The sequence below is a fragment of the Mesorhizobium sp. WSM4307 genome (assembly GCF_007003945.1).
Taxonomy (GTDB): Bacteria; Pseudomonadota; Alphaproteobacteria; order Rhizobiales; family Rhizobiaceae; genus Mesorhizobium.
Genome location: NZ_VFTB01000013.1, coordinates 23,833 through 45,271 on the forward strand (window position 1 = coordinate 23,833; position 21,439 = coordinate 45,271).

Consider the following 21,439-nt stretch of genomic DNA (forward strand, 5'->3'; position numbering starts at 1 on the left):
TCAGCCATTCTGGTCGATAGCGTGCGGCGAAGGCTGCTGGGAACCGCCAGCCGGACGCCCGCTATTCTGGCCAGCCCAAATCCAGAGGGCGATCAGAACGACCACCAGAATGCCGAGCGCAATTGTGATAAGACGCATGAGCGGCTTCCGCCGCCTGGCCTGTTGGCGGCCGAGTCCGAGCCGACGCCAACCGCCGGATCGGGCGCCACTGGACCGCGCTCGGCTTCCGGACTTTCCGGCTCGATCTCCTGGACAGCCGGTCCCAGTGTTTCTGCTGGCGTCGCCCGTTTGGCGTCATCGTCCGGTTATCTCGCGTCGAGGAGGTGATCGATGAACGCGACGAAGGAATTCCTGCGCAGCTGGCTGGAGGAGAATGTCGGCAACTTGCCTGCCGAAACCGAGGTCAGTGTTTCGATGCTGGCGCAGCAATTTGAGCAAGACGCCGATGCCGCCGGCTACGGTCGCGAGGTGCGAGAGCAGGAGGTCGGCAACATTGAAGACGCCATTCAACGTGCGCTGGACAAAATCGGCGAAGATAACAGAGGAGCGGAATCCGGTCCCGAGAAAGAGAATTCATTGGCGCCTGTCGTTGATGCCTTGGAAGCTGTCGATCCCGAACAGGATAATGTCGAGGGCTCGGGGAAGCCGGCTGGCTAGCGGGTCTCCTTGCTCTGCGTCGAGACCACCGCGTCAATAGGTGTCTCCTTCGCGCAAGGCTTCGGACAAAGAGACCACCAACCTCTCCCAGCGTTCCGCCATGATCCTTCGACAGTTTCGAAACTGCCTGGGTGAGCGCTTCGAACTCCAAAAGGCTGAGTGGAGAGTTGCTTCATAGTTCCTTTGTCGCGAGGCGGACGCAACAGGCAATCGGACGCTTCCCACGCTCTTCTGTTCGGTGAGCGCGATAGTCCAGCTTCTGGCGCGCTCAAGTCTTGGCAAGGTCGCGGCTCATGATTGTCCCGATGAGTTGAAAACATTTGCGAAGCTAGGTCGGGCATGGAAACCGGCCCGCCTCGATTGCGCAAATCCCGAGCGCGGAGGCACTTTCCCACGGCTGCGGCTTTCTTCGTGATTTCAACGAGGGGAAGATGTTGCGCACCGTTGCCCGGCCGAGCCGGGCCTTCCTGCCCTCTGCTGGTGATACCGTCGACCATCATTCGAAACTTGCAACCTCGACGGCGAGGCGGCGGTGCTGCTGAGTGATGCCTGGCTGTCCGGCGCCGCTCCGTCCCGCTACGCATCCTCTGTCTTGAAATTTTTTGCCAAGACACTCGCCGACCCCGGCCGGCAAGTGGAATCAGCATTTCAGTCCGACCGGGCAAAGCGCGATGGGCTGGCAGAGGCTCTCACCCAGTGTCGAACGCGGCAAAGCGGGCCAAGGACGGGGTCGAGGCCGAACAGCACGCCGAGGCCGGACAGCCGCAACAGGAGCTTCGCGCCGCGCAAGGCGACTTGGCTACTGCCTATCGACAATATTCCTCGCCGAGCCGATGAAGAAGCTGCTCGAGATCTCGCTCGGTGTCGTCACCAGCGTCGGCGGCTTCTGGACGTCGGGTCGATGGCGGCGGCGGCACAGGCCGGCGCGCTGTTCGGCTTCCAGCTCATCTGGGCGGTCGTGCTCGGCACGATCTGTATGATCTTCCTGGTCGAGATGGCCGGCCGCTTCGCCGCGATCATTCATCACACCATCGCTGACGGCATCCGTGAACGGTTCGGCTTCAATGCGTTTATCTGGCCGCTGATTGCAACCTTGCTGGTTAACTTCCTCGTGCTTTCCGCAGAAATCGGCGGTGTTGCATTGCTGTCGAGCTGGGTAGTGCATCAGTTTGAAATTCTGAAGCGCGGGTCTACTTCCGCACAATCCAGTCCAGCACGCCGGACTGAACGCGTTCGCACCCGGTAAAATCGTAAACCAGGGTCTGGGCGAGATCGCGCCATTGACACTCCGGTGTCTTCATTTCCAAGACCAACTTCTGAAAGACGTTGCGGAGAATGTCGGCATCGAACGCGGACACCGGGTGCTGCTCAACGTTTCTGGTCGCCTCGTCTATCTTGCGCTGGCGCAGCCGCTTTAGAAGGTCGCGTGATGCAGCGACTGCCCGCCGGGACTGGTCCAGATCGCGACGAATTTCGGCGATGTCACTTATAGAGCGATGGCGCGAGACAAAGGTGGCGTCGATCATCGCCCGCGCGATGTCTGTACGGCTTTCGATCATAGCTACCTCCCAATAGCTAGGATTTTAAGTACCTCTATTTAAAGCGGGTCTCCAAGGGATTCAACGTCGGTTTGATACCAAGTAGGCCGGGAGAAGGCGACATTGCTCCAGCAATTTGTCCGTCAAAGCCGGAACCGGATGGTAACGAACGTCGCCGATTTGCAGCAAGGCATCCAGGTCGGGAGCTTCTTCATCCAGGCGCCGTTGCATCATCCTCGTGGCAGGTCGCTGCTCTCGTGTGATCAGCGAACGCCTCTCGATAGATCTGAGCTATGAAGTCGATAATATCACTGGGGCTGGCGCTTGCCGGCGGCAGCATTCGGGCAAGGTCATCGCCTGGATCGGCACCGCGATGTTCACCGCGCTGGCCCTCGGCGCGCCCGACGGATCAGCGCTGTGTACCGCCGGAGGCTTCGCCGCGATTGCTTTTCGCCACCATCGTTCTGCCACTTGCAACGTCTCGCCACGCTTCCGATGCGCGGTATCAGGCCGGCCGGCGCGATGAAAGCGGGGCATCAGAAGTGGGATTTGAACGGCCTCGTAGGCGAGTCGGGTTCACTTTCGGTTTTTGGAGTTGATCAGAATCGCAGCCTCGGGCCGACTAAGCCCGATAGGGGAGCGAGGATAATTTGGCTGAGGAGCAGGTGTCGTGAGCGGGCGTTGTTGCGTTGTGACCACAGAAACAGGCGGGAGCCGGTCAGCCTCGGCTTCCGGCTCCAGCGGCTCATGCCGCCCCTCTATACTACTGCCGAGCACCGTCGATTTAGCGTGTTGCGGTCGATAACCCAGACACCACGCGCTCGCTTGCGCTTGAGAAAACAACAAAGGCGAATACCAGCACGGCGGCAGCCACGATCAGTGAACCTACGGCGACGACGGGTTCAATCGCCGTATAGCCTTGGTGCAGCATCAGATACAGAGCTGGCAGCATTACCACCAATCCGACGTTGTAAAGGCCGTAGTGGACCATTGCGGTTCTCCGCGCTGCCTTTACCGGATTAAGAGCGTAGTAGCCGCCAAAGATAGCGCTTGTGACCCACCCGAGCAGATTGATGTGTGCATGTGCAGGAAATGCACCGTGGTCGCCCGAGATCGCCATCTGCAAGCCGGCGCCGATCCCCAGAATAAGCCATACGATAGCTGTTTTAAAGAAAAGGTCTGAAACCCTAGGCATGACACTTCCTCCCCAGAATGCCGATTTTAACAGGCTGATATTAGAGGTTGCTGAAAAAGCAATGCAATCAAAATCCAAGGACCGTTCCACAAAACCACAAAGGACGGAAACTGGCATAAGTTGCATCCGAGATTGTCGAATTTTACCTGAGCGACCGAGTCTCAACGGCGACGCAGTCTTTCGGGTGACCTATAGGTCACCGGGCGTTGCCGGCACGTAATAAAGCAGAACCAACCTACGGGGTCTTCGTGGCCGGGTCGATTTAGACCGCCGTACCGCGGATTTAGTCCTACGCGGGTCCGACCGGACTGGCCAGGAGACCGCCAGCAAACTCGTGATAAAGCGCCAGGACGACCTCGTGCTGTTTCCAGATCATCAGCGCGCCGCTTACGACCATCAGCGCCACGACGGCCGCGCGGAATTGGCGGCACAACTCATCCGCTCGAGCCATGGACTTGCCGCAAGCGTCGAGAGTGCCGCGCCAAGGCCGGTCGCCAGGCCGAAGAGACCAAGGCCGATCTTCATGGACACTACCTCACGCCAATGCCGGCGGTCAGGCCGCCGTCGATCCTGTAATCGGCGCCGGTGCAGAAGCCGGCTTTTGACGAGCACAGGAAAGCGATGAGCTCCGCCACTTCCTCCGGCTCGCCGATGCGGCCAAGCGGATGGGCAGCGCCGAAGCGCTTGTAAGCTTCCTCGACATCGGCGTCGCTGCCGTGGTCGCCACGCGCGGCCTTTTCCAGGATCGGCGTGCGGATCGAGCCCGGGCTGACCGAATTCACCCTTATGCCTGCTGCCGCGTAATCGAGTGCGAGCGAGCGCGTCAACGTGTGGATGGCGCCCTTGGTCGTGGCATAGGCGGCAACGTTCTGCTGACAGGCGAAGCCTTGCACCGAGGCGACGTTGACGATAGCGCCGCCGCCGCGCTTGATCATTTCCGGAATGCCGAAATGGGCGGTCAGGTAGATCGAGCCGACATTGACCGTCATTGCCCGGTTCCAGGTTTCCCAATCGGTCGTCGTCGCGGTCCCGTAGGGATGGACCGCAGCGGAATTGACGATGATGTCGATGCCGCCGAATCTCACGACGCCGGCGACTACCGCGTCGCGAACCTGATCGGAAACGGACACGTCGACCGTTTGCACCAGCGCATCCGCTCCGGCCTTGGCAAGGCTTTCCTGCATGGCTGCATTGGCGGCCCTGTCGATGCCGCAGGCGACGATCGCCGCACCTCCCTGCGCCAGCCGCCTCGCGGTGGCGAGCGCGATGCCGGTCGTCCCCGTCACCAATGCCACCTTGTTTTCAAAGTCAGACATTGTGCAAATCCTTGGAAGAAGTCGGGCCTGGCATTGCCGGCGAGGTCCGTGCGTTTTGGAGGTCGTCGGGAACGAAGCGCAGCCCGAAGTCGAGATGCCGGCTCATCAAATAGCTATAGGCAATGCGGTCGCGCGCGTGAAGCGCGGCAATGATCTCGGCATGGGCGTGGCGCGTTTCTTTCAGCACCGGCCGGATCGATTTGCCGGTTGTCATGATGTGCAGGATGACCGGCGACAGAAAATGGTAGGTCTGCACCAGCATGCGGTTGCCGGCGAGCTTCATCAGCGCCAGGTGGAAGTCGAAATCGCGCTGCGCGGCTTTCTGGACATCCTTGCTGGTTTCGATCAGGCCGTTGACCTCGTCCAGGGCGTCGAGTTCAGCGGCGCTGGCATTGAGGATGATGTGGTCGTCAATGCTCACCTCGATGATGCGGCGGGACCCCTGTATGTCGTGAAACGAGGTCCTCGAAATATCCATCTGCGCGGGGAAGAAATTCTGGGTCGCGACATTCTGGCGGTCCGCCAGCACCGCGCCGACACGCGGCTTGGGATCGATAAGGCAATAGGTGCGGATGGAGCGCAGCGCTTCGCGTATCGTGTTGCGGCTCGCGCCGAACAGTTCGCCAAGTTCCCGTTCGGTGGGCAGGACGTCGCCCACCGACATGGCGCGGGTGCTAATAGGGTCGAGGATCTGCCGGACAGTCTGGTCGACAGCCGAACTGTTGCTCCCGGGATCTTCCGCCGCTTTTTGCTCCTTGCCGCATAAACGTCAAGGAGGCTTCATGTCAGGCAGGCTGGTGCCACCGGCGCGCCAAGGCAGGTGGGAATTTGCAACCAAGTGGTCGATCCCGCCTGACGCCCGAGACTACGGAAGGAACAATTTTCGCGAGCGATGATTGCATAGGTCAGTTAGCCATGGGAGGCGCTCTTGACCCGACGACTGATGGACAAAGAGCGCTTCGAGCGCGCTGATCGAGAGGCTAAGCTATTCGTCGAAGCAGAGACGAGAGCATGCAATGCAAAGACGGCACGGTTAACGGGAACTCCGCCTTTCGGCACAGCCGACGGAGGTCAGCTCCGGTTCAAAGGCGCCGGCCGCCCGCCAAAAAGCCGTAGGGGAAGCTACGGATGGTCAAGCCGGGCCTGATGAGCAGGCCGATTTTTTTGGAGGTGGAGTTTAGCCAGATCACCGAAGCGCCGGACGAGAGATTTGCGGCATGCTTCCCTCCAGGACTGTGGGGAGGAATATCATGCCAATCCGGCGAAAGGCGCCTGACGCCGGTAGATTCGACGAAACCGAATTGGCACTTCTCGGCAGGGTTTTCGACAAGCTGAAACTTGAGCAACGGTCACCGGACACCCTCGATTCGATCGCATCGCGGATTATCGCAAACTATATGGCCTGCATCAAAGACGAGGCTGAACTCGTCTCGCTTTCGCTCCGTCGCTAGGATTGTCAAGACGGCCCGGCCAGCCTTCAGGTTGACACAGGGCGACTAGCCGGGCCGTGCCGGCCATTTGAGGAAGCCGGGCGAAGAGTAATTCTACTCTCCCGTCATCTCATTTCAATTGAAAATGAATGTACGATTTTTACCGAGTTGTGATTACCTAAGACGGCTTACCCGCGCGCATCATGGCCCTGGCAATGGCAAGCTGTGTTCCGTCCTAGCATTCTCTTTCTGGGTCATGTTGTCCCCCGCGATCAGCCGCTTCAATGACCGCAGCGTTTCGCCCCGCGACCACCCCGCCTCCAGCATGCAGTCGACGATGGCTTGGAAGCCGGGCTCCATCGCATCCTGGCAGTCGATGACGCGGTTTCGATAATCGTTCTCTTCCCTTGGTCGACTTATCATCTCGCCCCCGCCAAATAGCTGTCGCCGTGTTCGCGATGATCGAAACAGAACCAGTGCAACGACCCCGATAGCAATTCAAATGGATGTTAGGACGGCCCGGCGGCCATGGCTTTGACGGGGACACAGTGCACAACCGGGCCTGGGCGAGGAAGCAGCCCGCCTTACCCCTAAATACCACCTCTCACGAACAATTGCATCTGGAAACACTTCGCGAACCGTGGGGCGCTTGGAAGATCGGTTGTGGGGAGGGAATCCTTGGCTGGCCGACTTTCAAGTCAAAAATCTAGCGCCAAACTCTCCTCGCCAAGCTGGAGTCTCAAGTTTCTGTCGCCTGTTGAGCGATCGCCAAGCGCCGAGCCAACCAGGGCATCGTCAATCCCTGGACAAAAATCGAGAAGGCGACGACGGCGAACGCCACTACAATGATTTCGCCCCGCTCGCGAATATCGGACGGGAGCGCTAGCGCCAAGGCGAGTGCGAGAGCCCCACGTAGCCCGCCCCATACCAGTAGGTGCTGATATCTCAGGTCCACTCTCAGCCGCGTCGGAGCCACTAGCCCACAAAGCGGATAGATCGCGGCAGCCCGGCCGATCAGCACGACGACAATAGCGAGCGCTGAGCTGCCAACGAATATCCCAAGAGGCTGTTGCGCTTCGTGTCCACCGATCAAGATGAATATGATCGAATTCGCTAGAAAAGCCGCATATTCCCAGAAGGCTAAAACATGCGGTCGTCCGGCGGTGGAAATTGCGCCTCTCCAGCCGACATTCCCGACAAGAAGGCCAGCTGTAAGCGTGGCGAGGACGCCCGACATGCTAAAATTCTCCGCGACCAAAAAGGAGCCGTAGGCAGCAATCGTCGTGAGCGTGATCTCGACCAGGTGGTCTTCGGTCCGGCCAGCGATGAGAAGCAAGAGGGCTGATGTCAGAGTCCCAACGACGACACCACCCGCAACGGTCCATGCGAAGGACCCGACGACGGCTAAGGGCGTCGCGCCCGCGCCCGTTGCGGCTGCCAGCAGGATAGTGAAGCCGACTGCTGCGGCTCCGTCGTTCAGTAGGCTTTCCGATTCGACAAGCAGCCCCAGACGTGGCTGGACCTTCATCTCTTTGAAGGCCGCCAGAACGGATACTGGATCCGTGGCGGCTATCAGAACTCCGAACAATCCGGCTCCGATCCAACTCCAACCCAGCGCCAGATGCATGGCGACGGTAACCACCACTGCCGCAATCGCCACCCCGGGGAACGCAAGCAACGCACTCACGGGCAGGTTAACACGAAAATGGCGCCACTCGATCTCGAGCGCCGCTTGGAAAATGAGGGGCGGCAGGAACACGGTGAAGATCAGATCTCGGCTTAGCGGGAATTCAGCGACGCCAGGAAAAAACCCGAGCGCTATACCTGCAGAAACAAGACCAACGCTATAAGGCAGACGGAGGCGCCGCGAGATTATCGCCACCATTGAAGCGGTAAGCAGGATTATACCCACCGCAAGAACTGAACGCTCACTCATGAAAGGCTGGTCTAGCACCAGCGCGATATGCTCGCGTCAGATTGGACATGCTTGTCCCCGTCGATGGTATCAAAGGTAACTATGAAGGTCCGCGAGTATCAACGGGCTTTCAAGATTGCCCGACGGATTGGCGGCCGGAAGAGCACCCGTGATTACATCGCGTCCTATCGAATGTATCCTCTATAACAGAGGATTGCTGCATGGCAACATGCGGCCGCGCGCCATCCGCGCAACAATCGAGCGCAGGGAAATCTTCCGAGCCCATTCCTTCGACGTGGCCTGCGCCCGCAACGATATGGAGCACCGTCTGCGGAGCCGAACCATCCGTGGACGAATGGTCAGGTCGAAAGGATGAACCGCACGATCAAGGAAGCCACCGTGCGACGCTACTACTATGAAAACCATGATCAGCTGCGTGCCCCCCCCGGGCAACATTCCTCGACGCCTACAATTTCGCCAAACGCCTGAAGATCCTTAGCTGCCTAACCCCCTTCGAGCATATTTGCAAAATCTGGACTGAGCAGCCGCAAAGGTTCAGGCTAAATCCAATCCATCGCATGGCGGGTCCGAACATCTAGCCAAAATCGAGCCGTTCAAGGAACAATCGTCTGGCCGGTTCAGGGTTGGCGACAAGTTACTGACGTTTGGCGACGAGCTTCGATCGATGCAGAAGTAATTACGTCTCGTTGAAAGCCGCGATGTCATGACATGCCACCTCCTATATACCAAGGCCAGTGCCAGGTGGGCCCGCGCGCCACAACTTTGCCCCAACAATCACTGTATCCCAGCGAGACCCTATTGGGGAATGTCGATATGGAGCAATAGAATGGATAAGTGTTCGTACCTCGTGGCGTTTTCGATCGCGGTACTCACCTCAAGTGGCTCTATTGCGAAGGCCGACGGGTTTGCTGAGAAGGCGCAGGCTTCATTCGAACCCGTGGTAAAGGAATACGATATTCCCGGACTCGTCGTTGGAGTTACCAGGAACGGCAAACATGAGTTTTTTGCGGTCGGGTTGGCATCGCGGGCCGACAACCGTCCGGCCACCCCTGATACGCTGTTTGAGCTTGGCTCGATAAGCAAAATTTTCAACGCCACGCTTGCGGCGTTGGCCGAAGAACGCGGAAAGCTAAGCCTCAGTGATACGGTGGCACATTCGTCTGTGTCGACGGATGTTCAATTGGCGACAAGCTTACACTCATGGATTTGGCAACACACCATTCGGGCGGACTACCATTGCAGGTGCCGGACAACGTTTCGAATGTAGATGGGTTGGTGAGCTGGCTGATGGATTGGCAGCCGCCGCAACCGGGAACTCGAAGCTACTCTAACGTTAGCATTGGGATGCTCGGCTACATATCTGGCAAAGCCATGGGCTCAAACTACAAGCAAGCCGTGGAGGGCGTGCTCTTCCCTGCGTTCGGGCTCCGCCATACGTGGATAGACGTTCCTAAGAGTGACATGAGCCAGTACGCTTTCGGCTATGACCGAAAGACCAATGCGCCAATTCGGGTGAGCCCTGGGGTTTTGGACTCGGAGGCCTATGGCGTGAAGTCGAGCGTCCGAGACATGCTAACAGTTCTTGATGTGGAGCTGGGTCACGGGAAGGCCCCCGACGAATTGCGCAAGGCGGTCGCGAGAACCCATGAAGGTCAGTACAAAACTGCTTTTTTCACCCAGGATATGGTTTGGGAGCAGTACCCATGGCCCATCGACCTGCAGACAATGAAGTCTGGCAATGGCTATGATTTCATCATGAAGCCACAGCCAGCCGAAAGAATCAGCCCATCGCTTCCTCCCCAGAAGAATGTGATCCTGAATAAGACCGGCTCGACGAACGGGTTTGGCGGTTACATCGCTATGGTGCCAAGCGAGGACATCGGCGTGGTTGTGCTCGCTAACAAGAACTACCCAAACGAAGCCCGCGTGAAGGCGACCTACTCCCTGATCGAAGCGCTACTCTCCAAAAAGTAGATGTCATTTTTGACCAACAGGACTCGACCTAAAGGTCCGCTTCGGCCGAATTGCATCTTCCCTGCGCGCCATTATGCCGAGCTTTCATTCCTGGATTGCCGTTAGGGAATCGGCGTAGTTTCAGGCCCGGATACATCCCCTTATGCCGAGTGCGGCATAAGGAAAGGTAGATGTCCCGGGTGCGAAGCCCCTTGGGTGGCAGCTCGCGCGGATCGGGTCCCGAGCCGCCATTGCGCACCTGGTCGCCGCAGGCATGCGGCACCCGGAAGCTCCTCTCGCGCTCGCCGACGCTTGCCAGTTCATGCGAGAGATCGGCAATCTGCCGTGCCACGAGGTGGACGACGTCGTCCTCGCAGGACGTTGAGTTGGCTTTGGGGCGTCCCAGAAGTGCAACTACGAAGTGTTTCGTTTCTCATTCTGTATGGGCTACGGTCGGCCCAACTGTCGGAGAGCTAATGCCTGATGCCGGACATGTTGTATGGTTTCGAAAGTAAAGTTGAGACATAACGTTTGAATTAGCTACCAGGAGAGAATCAGATGGTGAGGATCAACTTCGAGGCGCCTCCGGTGGATGGTTCCTCCCTCGACGTCCCGGCCTGCACGCGCGGCTGCTTGGCAAGCTGAAGGCTTCGCCGAAACCGTTTGCCGATGAGACGACGGCGCCCGTGCTCGATCCCGGCCGCGGCAAAACGAAGACCGGCCAGCTCTGGGCCTATGCCCAAGACGATCGGCCATGCGACGGAGCCGATCCGCCCGGCGTCGCCTATGTCTACGCGCCCGACCGCAAGGCGGAGCGTCCGATCGCCCATCTGGCAGGCTTCACGGCATCCTGCAGGTTGATGGATATGGCGGCTATCGCGTGCTCGCCGACAAGAGCGGGGTAACGCTCGCATTCTGCTGGACGCATGTGCGCCGGCGCTTCTATGAACCGGCCGCCGCAGGGTCCGCGCCGTTGGGGAGGCCTCTCGCGCTTCCTTGACGATGGCCGCACTGAGATCGACAGCAACGTGGTCGAGCGCTCCATCCGTCCGATTGCTCTCAATCGCAAAAACGCCCTCTTTGCAGGCTCGGACGGGGGCGCCAAGCACTGGGCAGTCAACGCCTCCCTGGTCGAAACCTGCAAACTAGCTGTGTCGAGCCGCTCGGCTATCTCGCCGACGTACTCACCAGGATCGTCAACGGCCACCCCAACAGCCAGATCGACGCCCTGCTGCCTTGGGCCTATATCCGGGTGGCCGAGCTAAAAAGCCCTGGCTTGAGAACATCGCTTACACAAGCCTGCGCCGCAGAGCAGTCCAAGTTGCAGCCAGTCCATCGGGCAGGAAACGCGCCCCGCGCTCGGCCGCGTGACAACTGACGCCAGGGCGGTACAGTCTTGCTTAGCTCCATTTATCCGCCTTCTTGGGAGACACCCATGATGATCTATGGGTGCCGCCCAGAGAGCGCTCGGGAGGTGCAGCGAATGTCAGTGGGCGTTGGCAGACGGCGCAGTCTTGCCCGTGGTCGCCGCCGACGGCATTGTCCTGAGCGAAGCACCTGTCTGCGTGTCGGTGGCCGACACGGTATGTTGCTCGGCACCGGACAGCGGACTACCCTGGCCGGGCACCGTATCGGCGGTCGGAGCGCTGTTGTTTTTGCCGTTATGGAAGGGTTGGCTTGAGGTCGTCAAACCGCCTGCCGATGTGGCGGTGAAGAGGTGGTCGGCTGCTGATGCGGGGCCAGCAAGCAGCGAAAACGCTGCAAAAATAATTTTAGTTCGCATAAGGGTTCTCCAATCGTTGCAAGGAGTTCAACATCCCGTCCGATGCGCGACCTTAAGGTGCTCGGGAGGTCAATAGCGGCGGGGACGGCTGTCCCTTCAATGTCTTCAGGATCGATAATCGAATGGGGGAAATTGTAGCTCGGGATCGAGACGCTTACGCGGTCTTCGGTGACGCGCTTAAGCACCGTCGCCATTATTGCCACCTCGTCGCCGACCTTGATGCTGAATGCAAGGATTCTGGTGCGGCATCCGAAAGCGGCAAGGATTAGCGGATGCTAAATTAATCTCGTTCGACCGAGAATTTGAAAACCGCCCGCCGTCCCTGATCCACCACCCGGAACCAATGAGCCTGCACGGTTCGAATTACGAACGGCCCGGCGGTGACCTTGTTAATGGCCTCCAAGGCAGTCGATCCGTGCGCAATGTGCAGGGCCAGCAACTTTTCGCCCTGCATTTCGTCGATATGGTATTTCGTGGTCATGGGCTTCACCGTAGCGCTTGAACCCCAACTTCATTGACCAGCAGAGGTTCCTCGCGGCTCAATTGCCCTGCAAGCGCGGCTCCTATCTTGGCTGGGCGCATCTGGCCTTTAGGTTCGCGGGCAATTGTCACTGTCCGTTCGCTGTCGCATATGACGCAGCGTCCACGATATCGCGCAAAATCCGAAGTGGTCCCCAACGCCTCAGTGGTTTGCGCGGCGTGCGCGTGAGAACTGAGGCGCAAGGCTTCGGCAATACACCTATCGCAAACGGCACCGGGATGCAGCAGCGTCACGAAATCGTTTATCATCTGCGCGACGATCATGGTGGCAGCACCCCTCACAGTTTGAAAACTGAACTATGCGCTCTTGGCGACGCGGCGCTTTGAAAGGCCCGCCACAAGCCCACCACTTCCTGCGTCCCATCATCAAAAATTTGGAAGACTTCGGCAGCCAGGTCTTCGCGTTGTTCCCAGTCTTTGCTAGCCGGCGTTCCTCGCACAGCCGGTCAAACACGCGCTGGAGCATGTCCAGGTCAGCGGGGCAATAGACTTCACAGCAAAGCGGTAACGACATGGCCGTCGCCTTAAAGCGAGCATTATTAGGATTATCTCATATAACCGGTTTAGATGCGAAGAGAATCCGTGTGCCATTGTCGAACGAATTTCACGTCCGGGAATTTTTAACCAAGTGGTCGATCCTCCTGGGGTGCACCCGCTCCGATGAGAAAGCCCTTCGCTTTAGCCGCGACGGGCTTTCTATTGACACGCTCGCGAGGCCAGCGAAGCGCGCCCAATGGGCGTCGTCCCTGGTCCTTGTGCTTGAAGACGAAGAGTTGATCAGGCGGGACCTGGATGTCTCGCTGGCGGAAGATGGGTAAGTCAAGCCTGCTGGAGCGCTCGACATCGTCGCGGCGGTCACGAAATTGGCTGCGGGAAGGCCAGCGAAAGGAACAATTCTAACGAGCGATAATTTCATAGGTCAGTTAGCCAAGGGAGGCTCTCGTGACCCGAAGACTGGTAGACAAAGAGCGCTTTGAGCGCGCTGATCGAGAGGCTAAACTATTAGTCGAAGCCGAAACGAAAGCACGAAATGCAAAGACGGCGCGGTTGCGGGAGCTCCGTCTTTCGGCGGAGAAGTCAGCTCCGGTTAAAAGGCGCCGGCCGCCCGCCAAAAAGCCGTCGCCTCCCTAGAAGACTTTCCGGACCGCATCATGGCCCGAGCAATGGCAAGCTGTGTTTCCGTCCTAGCGTTCTCTTTCTGGGTCATGTTGTCCGCCGCGATCAGCCGCTTCAATGACCGCAGAGTTTCGCCGCGCGACCATCCGGCCTCCAGCATGCAATCAACGATGGCTTGGAAGCCGGGCTCCATTGCCTCCTGGCAGTCGATGACTCGGTCATCGTCCGCTTCTCTTGGTCGACTAATCATCTCGCCCCCGCCAAATATCTGTCGCCGTGTTCGCGATGCCCGTGGCAGAACCACGCTACATCGTCTTCGGCTGGGCGCGATGGTTGTCTGGGGTTTGCAAATCCGAACGGTGCGGGCTTCCCGCACTCGTCAAACTCGCAGACGTGATTTCGATCCGTCCAGCTCGCCGATGCACTGCCGTATGTCACGCGATCCGATCTAAAGCCATCGCTTAACTCGACTGCATCTGTCGCCAATCGCTTTAGCCTCTTACGCGATTGTCATTGCAAGCCTTCTGCTACGTCCTGTCTATCCCAAAAGCATACTTGTGGGGCTCTTTGTAGGGTGCGTTTTGATCGCGACATACGGGACTTGGATATGCTTCGAGGGCTGGCAGCGATCGACTTCCATCCGCCAAAAGGGCGCCATTGTAGCGCTGCTTTCAATGTTCCTCGGGCTAAGCGCATGGGGCGGATACATGTCGTTGAGGGACATTCTCAGGTGAACCTGGAAGTTTTCGGCCGGGGGCTCAAGGCCCCTTTCCCTCGCCGTGAACGGTAGCGTCTGCGGCGAGCCTGATCGGTTCGTCACTCATAGCGGATTGATCGGTCCGACTGGGGCGGGGTGGTCGTTCGGTTGCTTGTTGATGACGGTCGAATTGACGTCGCGCCCGACACGGTTGAATTGCAACTGACTGCCGATATCGTGGCTGAGAATGTCTTTCAGGTATTCCTTCGGCGTCGACGGGTCGAGCCATGCGTCGTAATAGGCCTGGTCGAGAATGACCGGCTGCCGGTCGTGCAGATTCTTCATCGGCTCGCCGGCCGGCTGGGTGATGATTGTGCAGCTGGTGACATCGAGATTGGTGTTGTACGCCCAGAGCCCGGCGAACGAAAAAGGCGCGTGGCCCGGCAGGTAGATGTGCCAAGGATCCTTCTTGCCGTCGGCCGGCGAGATCGTCCATTCGTAGAAGCCATCGGCCGGGATCAGGCAGCGTTTCGACTTGAAGGCGTCCCGGAAGGCCGGTGCGGTATCGATGCCTTCAATCCTGGCGTTGAACATGGCCGCCCTGGGCATCTCCTTTGCCCAGAACGGGACGAGCCACCAGCGCCCCTCGCGCAATCGGTGACTGCCGTTATCACCGGCGGTGACGAAAGGAACGTCCTCTGTCGGCGCGATGTTGTAGCGCGGCTGATCATTGCGGCCGATTTCCGCCGGCGCCGTCAGGCGGTAGAGCCGGTGGATTTCCGACCATGTTAGATATCGGGTGTAACGTCCGCACATGCTTTCATCTCAGTTGAGGGGCGCCGCGCCTTGCTTATCACGATACGCCCTCTTGCGCGTTGGAAGTTGAGAATGGCGGCTTCTACGCTGCGTGGTTATTAGGTTGTTGTGTTGCGCAGATATTAGGGTTTTGTGTTGGATAGAGTCGTAATCCAAGGCTTACGTAGCCCTTTTTTGAAGTCTTGCCTTTTCAGCGCTGCCGAAACCGCTCCTGCTCTGGTAGTTGGGAAACCTGCCAATCCATACGCTCTGATGATAGAGCCAAATCGCTCTACGAAATCACGATACATAGGGAGCTCTGGATCAGCATTGATTAGGGCGATTGTGACGTGCCCGAACGTGGCATGCAGCCTACGAATGCCGTCTAGGAGCTCGTCATCGGAGTATTTACGACGAGCAGGGAACGTATCGGCAATTGTCGATGATCGCTGAAGACAGCTTTTTCTTTCCCTTAAGAGCCGTCTAAGTCCCGCAATCATGTCACGCTTCGCAAGAGCGTAGGTGCGTGTGTCGCCCCGGCATTGCTTCGCTGAACTGGATGCGGCCACCGGTCGGGATCAGCGCCTGGAGGATGTCACGGCGGTCTTCCACCGGCATGTCGCGCAAATCGTGCCCGTTGAGGTGTAGAAGATCGAACGCCGCCAGATACAGGTCGCTGGATGGCTTGCGGCTGGTGACGGCTGATTGCAGTGCGTGGAAGTCGGACAGGCCCGCCTCATTGATGGTGATCGTCTCGCCGTCGATGATGAAGTCTTTCGCTTCGATCGCCTCTGCCTCGCCAGCAAGCTGGATATAGCGGCCCGTCCAGTCGTAGCCATTCTTCGTGATCAGCCGGATCCCATCATCATCCTTGATGATCTGGGTCCTGTACCCGTCGTATTGATCTCGTGGATCCAGTCCGCGCTTTGCGGCGGGGTATCGACCAGTTCAGGCTCCATCGGCTTGATGAATTTCAGACGCATACCCAGGACTCGCAAACACGCGATTCAATTAGCTTGCGCTAAAATAGTTCCAGAACATTTTAGGTAAGTTGAATGTTTCACTCGCCGCAACATGAGGCACCGTATGTCGCGAGCGCCGAAAGTTGGAGACGAGATCACGTTGACAGCCACCATCCTGAAAGTGATGGAGAGCGGCGTGTCGAGCGTAAGCCTTCCGAGTTACAACTTCCCACTTGCGGTCGACTCGCCGGCAAAGGCCACGGCAGGTCAGAAAATAGAAGTCAGGGGATTTGTCACCCGGGTCGACAAGGAGGATGGTAAAGTTACCGTCCGCATCGATGGCGGCGGCCTCGTCACGGGGGATGCCGATTCAATCACGAACGTGTCGGCGACATCGCGGGTCAGCGTGCGCCAATAGCTATGGAGATGCTCGAACGCCCGCCCTAGGACTTCGGTTGAAATCCAAATGAAGGAAGTCGGTTCTGCGCGCGCTCGGGACGTCTCTTAAGGTTCCCTTCTGCGAACAGCCCGTCTCGCACCCAACCACCCGAGACGGGCTTGGAAGCTTCGGGGACAGGGTCACAACCCTTGACTTCCGGCGCCATAACTCAGGAAAGCAGAAAATGTTCCCTGCTGAGCCCAGGAACTTTCACCCAGGCGGATCGTTCGAACCGGCATGCACGAACCTTCCCGATCTTGGACCGCCTATTCCCGGCAAGCGACATGGCGCCGAGCCGGCACGGGTGGAGGACAATTTCTACGCCTGCTCCTACTGTGGGCAGTTGGTCGACCAGCGACTTGCGCCAGGTGTTCTGGCACGAGGAGCCGGGGCACCAGGCGCTGCGCCGGGTCCGCGAATAGACGAAGGCCGTCTTCACCCCGTTGGCGTAGTTGATCTCCTTGGTCTGGCCGTCAGCCTCATAGAGCGTCGAGGTGATGAAGGCGGGGGCGGAGATCTTGGTGCAGCCCGCGCGTATCAACGCGTCGCGGTGCAGATCGAGGTTCTGGTCATCCGTCGAAACGCGCGCGTGATGGTGCTGGCGGGCCTTCGCCCCTCGGACGCGCAAGGGGCTGCCGCGCCGAACCCGGCCAACTTTGTCCGCACCCTGCTTGATGCGCCCGCAGCCGGGATGGACTTTGGCCGGGCAAAGCTGGCGATCGACAAGTTCGTCGATCCCTCGACCGATGGTTGCCGCCTTGCCGAGATCGACAGCATGCTCGTTACGGTCAAAAAATGATCGCGACACTTCGGCCCGAAGCTGCCTCGACCAGCATGGAGAAGATGAAGGCTCTGCGCACCTTCCTCTACGAGGGCGGCTGGTGGAACAATAGCCGGCCGTTCGAATACGACCTGTCCGATTCCTATGGCCAAAAGCCCGGCTCTCAGTCGCTGGTCAACTACCTCGCGACCCGGAAAGGCAATTGTGTCTCGATGCCGGCGCTGTTCGTCACTCTCGGGTAGCGGCTCGGCCTCAATGTCACGCTGTCGACGGCGCCGCTGCATGTGTTCGTCAAGTTCACCGACGATGCCACGGCAAGACCTGGAACCTCGAGACGACCAGCGGCGCGGGATTCACGCGTGACGCGTGGTGTCGGCAAAAGCTCGAGATGACCGACGAGGCGATAGCCAATGGCGTCTATCTCAAGACGCTGTCCTGGCTGCATCCGGAACTCAAGAAACTCGGCCTTCCGGCCGTCTGCCTGGAGACGCGGCACGTGCGCGCCGCAATGTCGGCGCAGCGCAACAAAACCGACAAGGCCGATGCGCTCGGAATCGCCCACATCATGCGCACCGGCTGGTTCCGGCAGGCCCATATCAAGTCGGAAAGCTGCTACCGCACGAAGCTTCTGCAGACGCACCGGCGCAATCTGAAAGCCAAGTTCCGCGACCTGGAGAACGCCATCCGCCATCCACTGAAGGCATTCGGCATCCGACTGGGCAGGTCGGGCGAGGGGGCTTTCGAGCAGGCGGTGCGCACCGCGGTGGCGGACGATCCGCTGTCGTCCGAGCTGATGGACGCCATGCTGGCGGCGCGCGCAGCGACGTGGAGACAGTATTGCCGGCTGCACGATCTGGTCGTGAAAATGGTGGCACGCAGCGAACTGTGCCGACGCTTCATGGCAATCCCCGGTGTCGGCCCCATCACAGCACTTTCGTTCATGACGGCGATCGACGATCCGTCGCGCTTCCGTCGCTCACGCGACGTCGCGGCCTACTTCGGACTGACCTCGCGGCGCTGGCAGTCGGGCACCTCGATCGACGTTCAGGGCCGAATATCGGAGGCTGGCGATGCTGATGTGCGACGCTCGCTTTACGAGGCGGCATCGGGGCTGATGACGCGCTTCGAGGGCTCGGACAAGGTCAAGAGCTGGGGCCGGGCGATCGCCAAACGATCATGCCACCGCAAGGCCTGTGTCGCCGTGGCGCGCAAGCTGACCGACGGAGCGTTCTATGTCGGCGATTCCGCGGCGACCCGGAGAGATGTCGCCCGGCGCGCTCATCGCAAGGATCGCAGGCCGCTGGGGCGCATCGATGAGCGGTGCAACGGAAATTGAAACGCATGACGCCGACACGCTGACGGGCGCCACCTGACACAAGAGATCCGCTCCAGCGGATGAGGACCGATGCAGACCAGGAACGACGGAACGCACGCTATCTTTCCTGCGGCCGCGCCGATCGCGAGACGGCCGGACCGCGCCGGATTGCCTGTGACGCTGCCCCCCAGTCCGATGGAAAAGTACGCCACGACGGTTCCAGTGCTGCTTTCATGCAACTGGCAGACCCCGTCGCAGATCGCGGAAGACTGCACGGCGCATCGGGGGTCGACGCCAGAATACGGATCGTGACATAGAGCATAGAATAGTGTATTATCGTAGCATAGAGGAGGAACGACGATAGATAGCAAGTCTCGCAAAGTACGACCGATTTAGATGGCAAGATAAAAGACCGCACATACGGCGGTCGGTCGGTTGTATTCTCTGGGTTTTTCGCCCCTTGCTGCACATTGCGCGCTTTTGCTACAATGTGCGATTTGATATTAAGATATCGATTTCATGTTGGAATCTACAAGGTGCGCAGTGCATCCGCTGGCAAACACTGGGCTCGCAGCGTGCTCTTCAACGTCTGGCCTTGGCCAAAAGCGACCTGTCAGCTTGTTGCCGGACAGTTGAAATTCCGACACGTTTCCTCGACACGCCAACGACAGAATATGCGGCTCGGAGTTGGTGTTGGGCGATGTTTAGCAAACGGTCGTTTGGCGGACATCGCGGTGTGCATATTGGCCATCACGGCGACGTCGCCCTCGTGCTTCGAGTGCAGGCTTTGTGCCTCATGGGGTTGGGACCGGCTTTGCCAACTCCTGCAAGCAGGCATTGCTGGCGGTGAACGCTAGGGTGAATGGATGGGCCAGGGCCACGCATCGCACGAGACCAGCTTCTAAGTCTCTGCTGAAAAGCAATGTGCGGAGTCGTGACACCAACGTGTCAATTGAGTGCTGCCCATCCAGTCACAAGTAGGAGAAGAAGGGTGACGAGTGCGCCAGAGACGTACAGGATCGTCCTGATGCTGCCTCCCTTAGCGGCATTTCCGCCACGCAAGTAGACTCCCAGATGGAGCAGGCGTATCCCCAGGTGGGCGCCCACAAGCGCCGCCAAAATGGTCGGTTTGACGCCAACCATCATCGCTAGCACCGCGGGCACGACAAAGGGCGCCAGTGCCTCGACCGAATTCATGTGGACGCGATCGATCCTATAGAGCAGATTTTCGTCGTCTGCCGGGATCACCGGCCCGGAAAGTGCCCCCGCAAATCCCTTTGACGAACCAGAATAGATTGCCAACACCACCGACAGCAAACAGAGGGTGAGCACGCCGAGGATGCTTAACCAATAGACTTCCATTTTGTCTCCACTCCCAAGAATCGCGGTGGGTCCAACCGAGCTTCCGGGTCACGCCCCTTAACCGGCTGCGTTGTCAGGCCGCTCGACGGTGAAAAGGTCTTGGAACCGCTGCAGGTACAGCGGCCAGCCCTGATCGCTATCAACTCCACCGCGCACACCTTCCCAGCCTTCGCCGTGGCGTTCGAAATTCCGATGTTCGATCTCAACCAGGGTTCTTTTTTCTGTCTCGGCCGTGAACCGGACTTCCCATTCGCTGGTCTTGTTCAGGTTGGTCTCGATCTGCCATCGAGGGCTGATGTCCCAGCTCAGAACCAGCCGGTGAGGTGGATCGTAGGCCAGTACGCGGGCCCAGCGGCACTCGCTGCCGTCCACGCCGCGATCGTAGACGTGACCGCCGACCCGACGCTCGAAGATCGTCTCGGCGATAGGTACCGCGAGCAGATTGTGCTCGCGCGGTTTGAAGCTGCCGAAATCCTCGGTGAACACTTTGAAGGCGCGCGCGATTGTCGCTTCGACGACCACGGAATGCCTAACGGGAGCGGGCCCTGGTTGCTTGATCATGTCTCGTCCTTAGTCGGTTCCTCGACGGCCAGCTTGTAGCCCGCGAGCGTCTTCACCCAGAACTGGTCGATCTCTGCCCGAAAGGCCGCGAGGCCATCCGGATCAATCCGGTAGATGCGTTCCTTGCCGGAGCGCGTGTCGGCGACCAGCCCGGCATCCTTGAGGACCCTCAGGTGTTGCGAGACCGCCGGCCTTGTCACGGGCAGCGCATTGGCCAGCCCGCTGACCGAACTGGGCTGGTCGACCAGCAGTTCGAAGATCGTGCGCCGTGTGGGGTCACCGAGCGCTGCCCAATATTTCGCGTTAGTAGCCACTAACGCGAACTTAGATCGACGGGGTCCCTTTTGTCAACCTGAGCAGTCGACGCTATGGAACCTTCCCTGACGCCGGGTGCCAGCATCACGCCCAAAAAGCGGTGAAACGCGCTCTCGAACTCGATGCCGACGCCACTCTCGAAAAATGGACCGATCCGATGCTCGCGCCCTATGGTGATGCCACTTACCTTGCGCGTTTTTCGCAAAAATCTGCGCAGGGTGGCCTGCCAGGGCTCACCTTTAAGGCCAAATCAGTAACCGAGCGCCGACACCGTGCACTGGAACAGGGCCAGCGAAGCTGTCGCGCCGTCAGCTTCGCCCTTCACAAAATCCCCGTCGATCCGCGTGTTCCATGCGCCATGAGATACCACAACTGTCTGCGCCGACGTCAGCCGTGCCTGTTGAGGGCAGGGGGGTCTGCAACTCGAATTAAACGAGAGCCGCCCGGGTACGACTTTCGAGCGCGGGCAGCCCGGCAGCTCGGCCATCCCGTTGGCAATGCATTCAACCTTTCTCGGATGGATCTCAAATCCCGCCACCTAGCAACGGCCGTCAAATACGGCTGCTCAGTGCGCAAAGCCGCCGCTCGTTCGCTACGGCGCCTGTTTTGAGGCGCGCTCGCGAGCGGCTATGCGCGGCCCCTAATCTTAATGACCGCTCTGCGATTTACGAATGAGAGCTTCGAGCCCCATTCCGAGCGCATCGGCGATGCGTCCGAGAACCGTGACACTGGCCGAAACGTCAAAATC

At 59.1% G+C, this 21,439-nt stretch carries 22 protein-coding genes, 5 pseudogenes and 1 other annotated feature; of the genes and pseudogenes, 10 read left to right on the forward strand and 17 right to left on the reverse strand.

The window, feature by feature from the left end:
• Positions 1 to 330 precede the first annotated feature (330 nt).
• Together FJV83_RS28490 and FJV83_RS37135 are read left to right on the forward strand one after the other, a co-directional pair.
• Entirely contained in the window at positions 331 to 657 is a 327-nt protein-coding gene (locus tag FJV83_RS28490; protein WP_095789958.1) for a DUF768 domain-containing protein, read from the forward strand.
• 532 nt (positions 658 to 1,189) lie between these two features.
• Positions 1,190 to 1,903: a divalent metal cation transporter gene (locus FJV83_RS37135; protein WP_246689019.1), complete on the forward strand. Its 714-nt coding sequence runs from the start codon at positions 1,190 to 1,192 to the stop codon at positions 1,901 to 1,903.
• Here the strand turns inward: FJV83_RS37135 and FJV83_RS28500 are convergent.
• The 8 genes and pseudogenes from FJV83_RS28500 to FJV83_RS28535 all read right to left on the reverse strand — a co-directional run bounded on the left by FJV83_RS28500 (position 1,848) and on the right by FJV83_RS28535 (position 8,072).
• Complete coding sequence (locus tag FJV83_RS28500; RefSeq protein ID WP_095789957.1) at positions 1,848 to 2,216, reverse strand: hypothetical protein; 369 nt, start codon at positions 2,214 to 2,216, stop codon at positions 1,848 to 1,850. The genes FJV83_RS37135 and FJV83_RS28500 overlap by 56 nt on opposite strands.
• A gap of 763 nt (positions 2,217 to 2,979) precedes the next feature.
• Positions 2,980 to 3,390 carry a hypothetical protein gene (locus FJV83_RS28510; protein ID WP_095789956.1) on the reverse strand — a complete coding sequence of 137 codons (411 nt, stop codon included), beginning with the start codon at positions 3,388 to 3,390 and terminating at the stop codon, positions 2,980 to 2,982.
• A 396-nt stretch (positions 3,391 to 3,786) separates the two neighbouring features.
• Positions 3,787 to 3,915, reverse strand: a complete 129-nt coding sequence (locus FJV83_RS37580; RefSeq protein ID WP_280951048.1) for a hypothetical protein — start codon at positions 3,913 to 3,915, stop codon at positions 3,787 to 3,789.
• Between the two features lie 5 nt (positions 3,916 to 3,920).
• On the reverse strand, positions 3,921 to 4,706 hold the full coding sequence (locus FJV83_RS28515) for an SDR family oxidoreductase (RefSeq protein ID WP_142885356.1): 786 nt from the start codon (positions 4,704 to 4,706) through the stop codon (positions 3,921 to 3,923).
• Positions 4,699 to 5,184, reverse strand: coding sequence for an FCD domain-containing protein (locus tag FJV83_RS28520; protein ID WP_280951045.1), 486 nt, complete (start codon positions 5,182 to 5,184; stop codon positions 4,699 to 4,701). Before FJV83_RS28520 ends, FJV83_RS28515 begins: the two co-directional genes overlap by 8 nt.
• 63 nt (positions 5,185 to 5,247) lie before the next feature.
• Positions 5,248 to 5,403 (reverse strand): annotated as a pseudogene (locus FJV83_RS37585) (GntR family transcriptional regulator); the annotation flags it as partial.
• Positions 5,404 to 6,314: 911 nt separating this feature from the next.
• Positions 6,315 to 6,559 (reverse strand): annotated as a pseudogene (locus FJV83_RS37770) (hypothetical protein).
• Positions 6,560 to 6,875: 316 nt separating this feature from the next.
• A complete protein-coding gene (locus FJV83_RS28535) occupies positions 6,876 to 8,072 on the reverse strand; it encodes a cation:proton antiporter (protein ID WP_095789646.1) in 1,197 nt (398 codons plus the stop codon).
• 113 nt (positions 8,073 to 8,185) lie between these two features.
• Positions 8,186 to 8,240: a sequence feature (sul1 is cis-regulatory element that is thought to sense ions involved in sulfur or methionine metabolism; They are found in Alphaproteobacteria), on the reverse strand.
• A 130-nt stretch (positions 8,241 to 8,370) separates the two neighbouring features.
• Between FJV83_RS28535 and FJV83_RS37145 the strand changes: the two are divergent.
• The 4 genes and pseudogenes from FJV83_RS37145 to FJV83_RS28550 all read left to right on the forward strand — a co-directional run.
• A pseudogene (locus FJV83_RS37145) lies at positions 8,371 to 8,650 on the forward strand (integrase core domain-containing protein); the annotation flags it as partial.
• A 248-nt stretch (positions 8,651 to 8,898) separates the two neighbouring features.
• On the forward strand, positions 8,899 to 9,339 hold the full coding sequence (locus FJV83_RS37590) for a serine hydrolase (protein WP_280951491.1): 441 nt from the start codon (positions 8,899 to 8,901) through the stop codon (positions 9,337 to 9,339).
• Positions 9,273 to 10,046: a beta-lactamase gene (locus FJV83_RS28540; protein WP_281408808.1), complete on the forward strand. Its 774-nt coding sequence runs from the start codon at positions 9,273 to 9,275 to the stop codon at positions 10,044 to 10,046. The genes FJV83_RS37590 and FJV83_RS28540 overlap by 67 nt, the downstream gene beginning before the upstream one ends.
• 596 nt (positions 10,047 to 10,642) lie before the next feature.
• Positions 10,643 to 11,403, forward strand: a pseudogene (locus tag FJV83_RS28550) (transposase); the annotation flags it as partial.
• Between the two features lie 108 nt (positions 11,404 to 11,511).
• Here the strand turns inward: FJV83_RS28550 and FJV83_RS36560 are convergent.
• The 6 genes from FJV83_RS36560 to FJV83_RS37150 form a co-directional block, all read right to left on the reverse strand.
• Complete coding sequence (locus FJV83_RS36560) at positions 11,512 to 11,808, reverse strand: hypothetical protein (protein ID WP_179296052.1); 297 nt, start codon at positions 11,806 to 11,808, stop codon at positions 11,512 to 11,514.
• A 280-nt stretch (positions 11,809 to 12,088) separates the two neighbouring features.
• Positions 12,089 to 12,289, reverse strand: coding sequence for a hypothetical protein (locus tag FJV83_RS28560; RefSeq protein ID WP_095789644.1), 201 nt, complete (start codon positions 12,287 to 12,289; stop codon positions 12,089 to 12,091).
• 5 nt (positions 12,290 to 12,294) lie between these two features.
• Positions 12,295 to 12,612 carry a hypothetical protein gene (locus tag FJV83_RS28565; RefSeq protein ID WP_095794077.1) on the reverse strand — a complete coding sequence of 106 codons (318 nt, stop codon included), beginning with the start codon at positions 12,610 to 12,612 and terminating at the stop codon, positions 12,295 to 12,297.
• Between the two features lie 823 nt (positions 12,613 to 13,435).
• On the reverse strand, positions 13,436 to 13,714 hold the full coding sequence (locus FJV83_RS28575) for a hypothetical protein (RefSeq protein WP_095794079.1): 279 nt from the start codon (positions 13,712 to 13,714) through the stop codon (positions 13,436 to 13,438).
• A gap of 570 nt (positions 13,715 to 14,284) precedes the next feature.
• Positions 14,285 to 14,977, reverse strand: coding sequence for an SOS response-associated peptidase (locus FJV83_RS28580; RefSeq protein ID WP_142885357.1), 693 nt, complete (start codon positions 14,975 to 14,977; stop codon positions 14,285 to 14,287).
• Between the two features lie 480 nt (positions 14,978 to 15,457).
• A complete protein-coding gene (locus FJV83_RS37150; RefSeq protein WP_348629108.1) occupies positions 15,458 to 15,874 on the reverse strand; it encodes a hypothetical protein in 417 nt (138 codons plus the stop codon).
• Positions 15,875 to 16,078: 204 nt separating this feature from the next.
• Between FJV83_RS37150 and FJV83_RS28590 the strand changes: the two genes are divergently transcribed.
• From FJV83_RS28590 to FJV83_RS28600, 4 genes and pseudogenes are all read left to right on the forward strand, one after another.
• Positions 16,079 to 16,336 (forward strand): hypothetical protein, encoded by a 258-nt coding sequence (locus FJV83_RS28590; RefSeq protein WP_245437928.1) that lies wholly within the window; start codon positions 16,079 to 16,081, stop codon positions 16,334 to 16,336.
• Between the two features lie 205 nt (positions 16,337 to 16,541).
• A complete protein-coding gene (locus tag FJV83_RS37155; RefSeq protein ID WP_246689090.1) occupies positions 16,542 to 17,156 on the forward strand; it encodes a hypothetical protein in 615 nt (204 codons plus the stop codon).
• Positions 17,153 to 17,380, forward strand: a complete 228-nt coding sequence (locus FJV83_RS36570; protein WP_179301184.1) for a hypothetical protein — start codon at positions 17,153 to 17,155, stop codon at positions 17,378 to 17,380. The genes FJV83_RS37155 and FJV83_RS36570 overlap by 4 nt, the downstream gene beginning before the upstream one ends.
• 185 nt (positions 17,381 to 17,565) lie before the next feature.
• Positions 17,566 to 18,474, forward strand: a pseudogene (locus FJV83_RS28600) (IS110 family transposase); the annotation flags it as partial.
• A 927-nt stretch (positions 18,475 to 19,401) separates the two neighbouring features.
• Here the strand turns inward: FJV83_RS28600 and FJV83_RS28605 are convergent.
• Genes FJV83_RS28605 through FJV83_RS28615 form a run of 3 tightly spaced genes read right to left on the reverse strand, consistent with a single transcriptional unit; the run spans position 19,402 to position 20,690 of the window.
• Complete coding sequence (locus tag FJV83_RS28605) at positions 19,402 to 19,815, reverse strand: MAPEG family protein (RefSeq protein ID WP_095789638.1); 414 nt, start codon at positions 19,813 to 19,815, stop codon at positions 19,402 to 19,404.
• A 57-nt stretch (positions 19,816 to 19,872) separates the two neighbouring features.
• Positions 19,873 to 20,376: an SRPBCC family protein gene (locus tag FJV83_RS28610; protein WP_095789637.1), complete on the reverse strand. Its 504-nt coding sequence runs from the start codon at positions 20,374 to 20,376 to the stop codon at positions 19,873 to 19,875.
• Positions 20,373 to 20,690, reverse strand: a complete 318-nt coding sequence (locus FJV83_RS28615; protein ID WP_095789636.1) for a metalloregulator ArsR/SmtB family transcription factor — start codon at positions 20,688 to 20,690, stop codon at positions 20,373 to 20,375. The genes FJV83_RS28610 and FJV83_RS28615 overlap by 4 nt, the downstream gene beginning before the upstream one ends.
• Between the last annotated feature and the right edge of the window lie 749 nt (positions 20,691 to 21,439).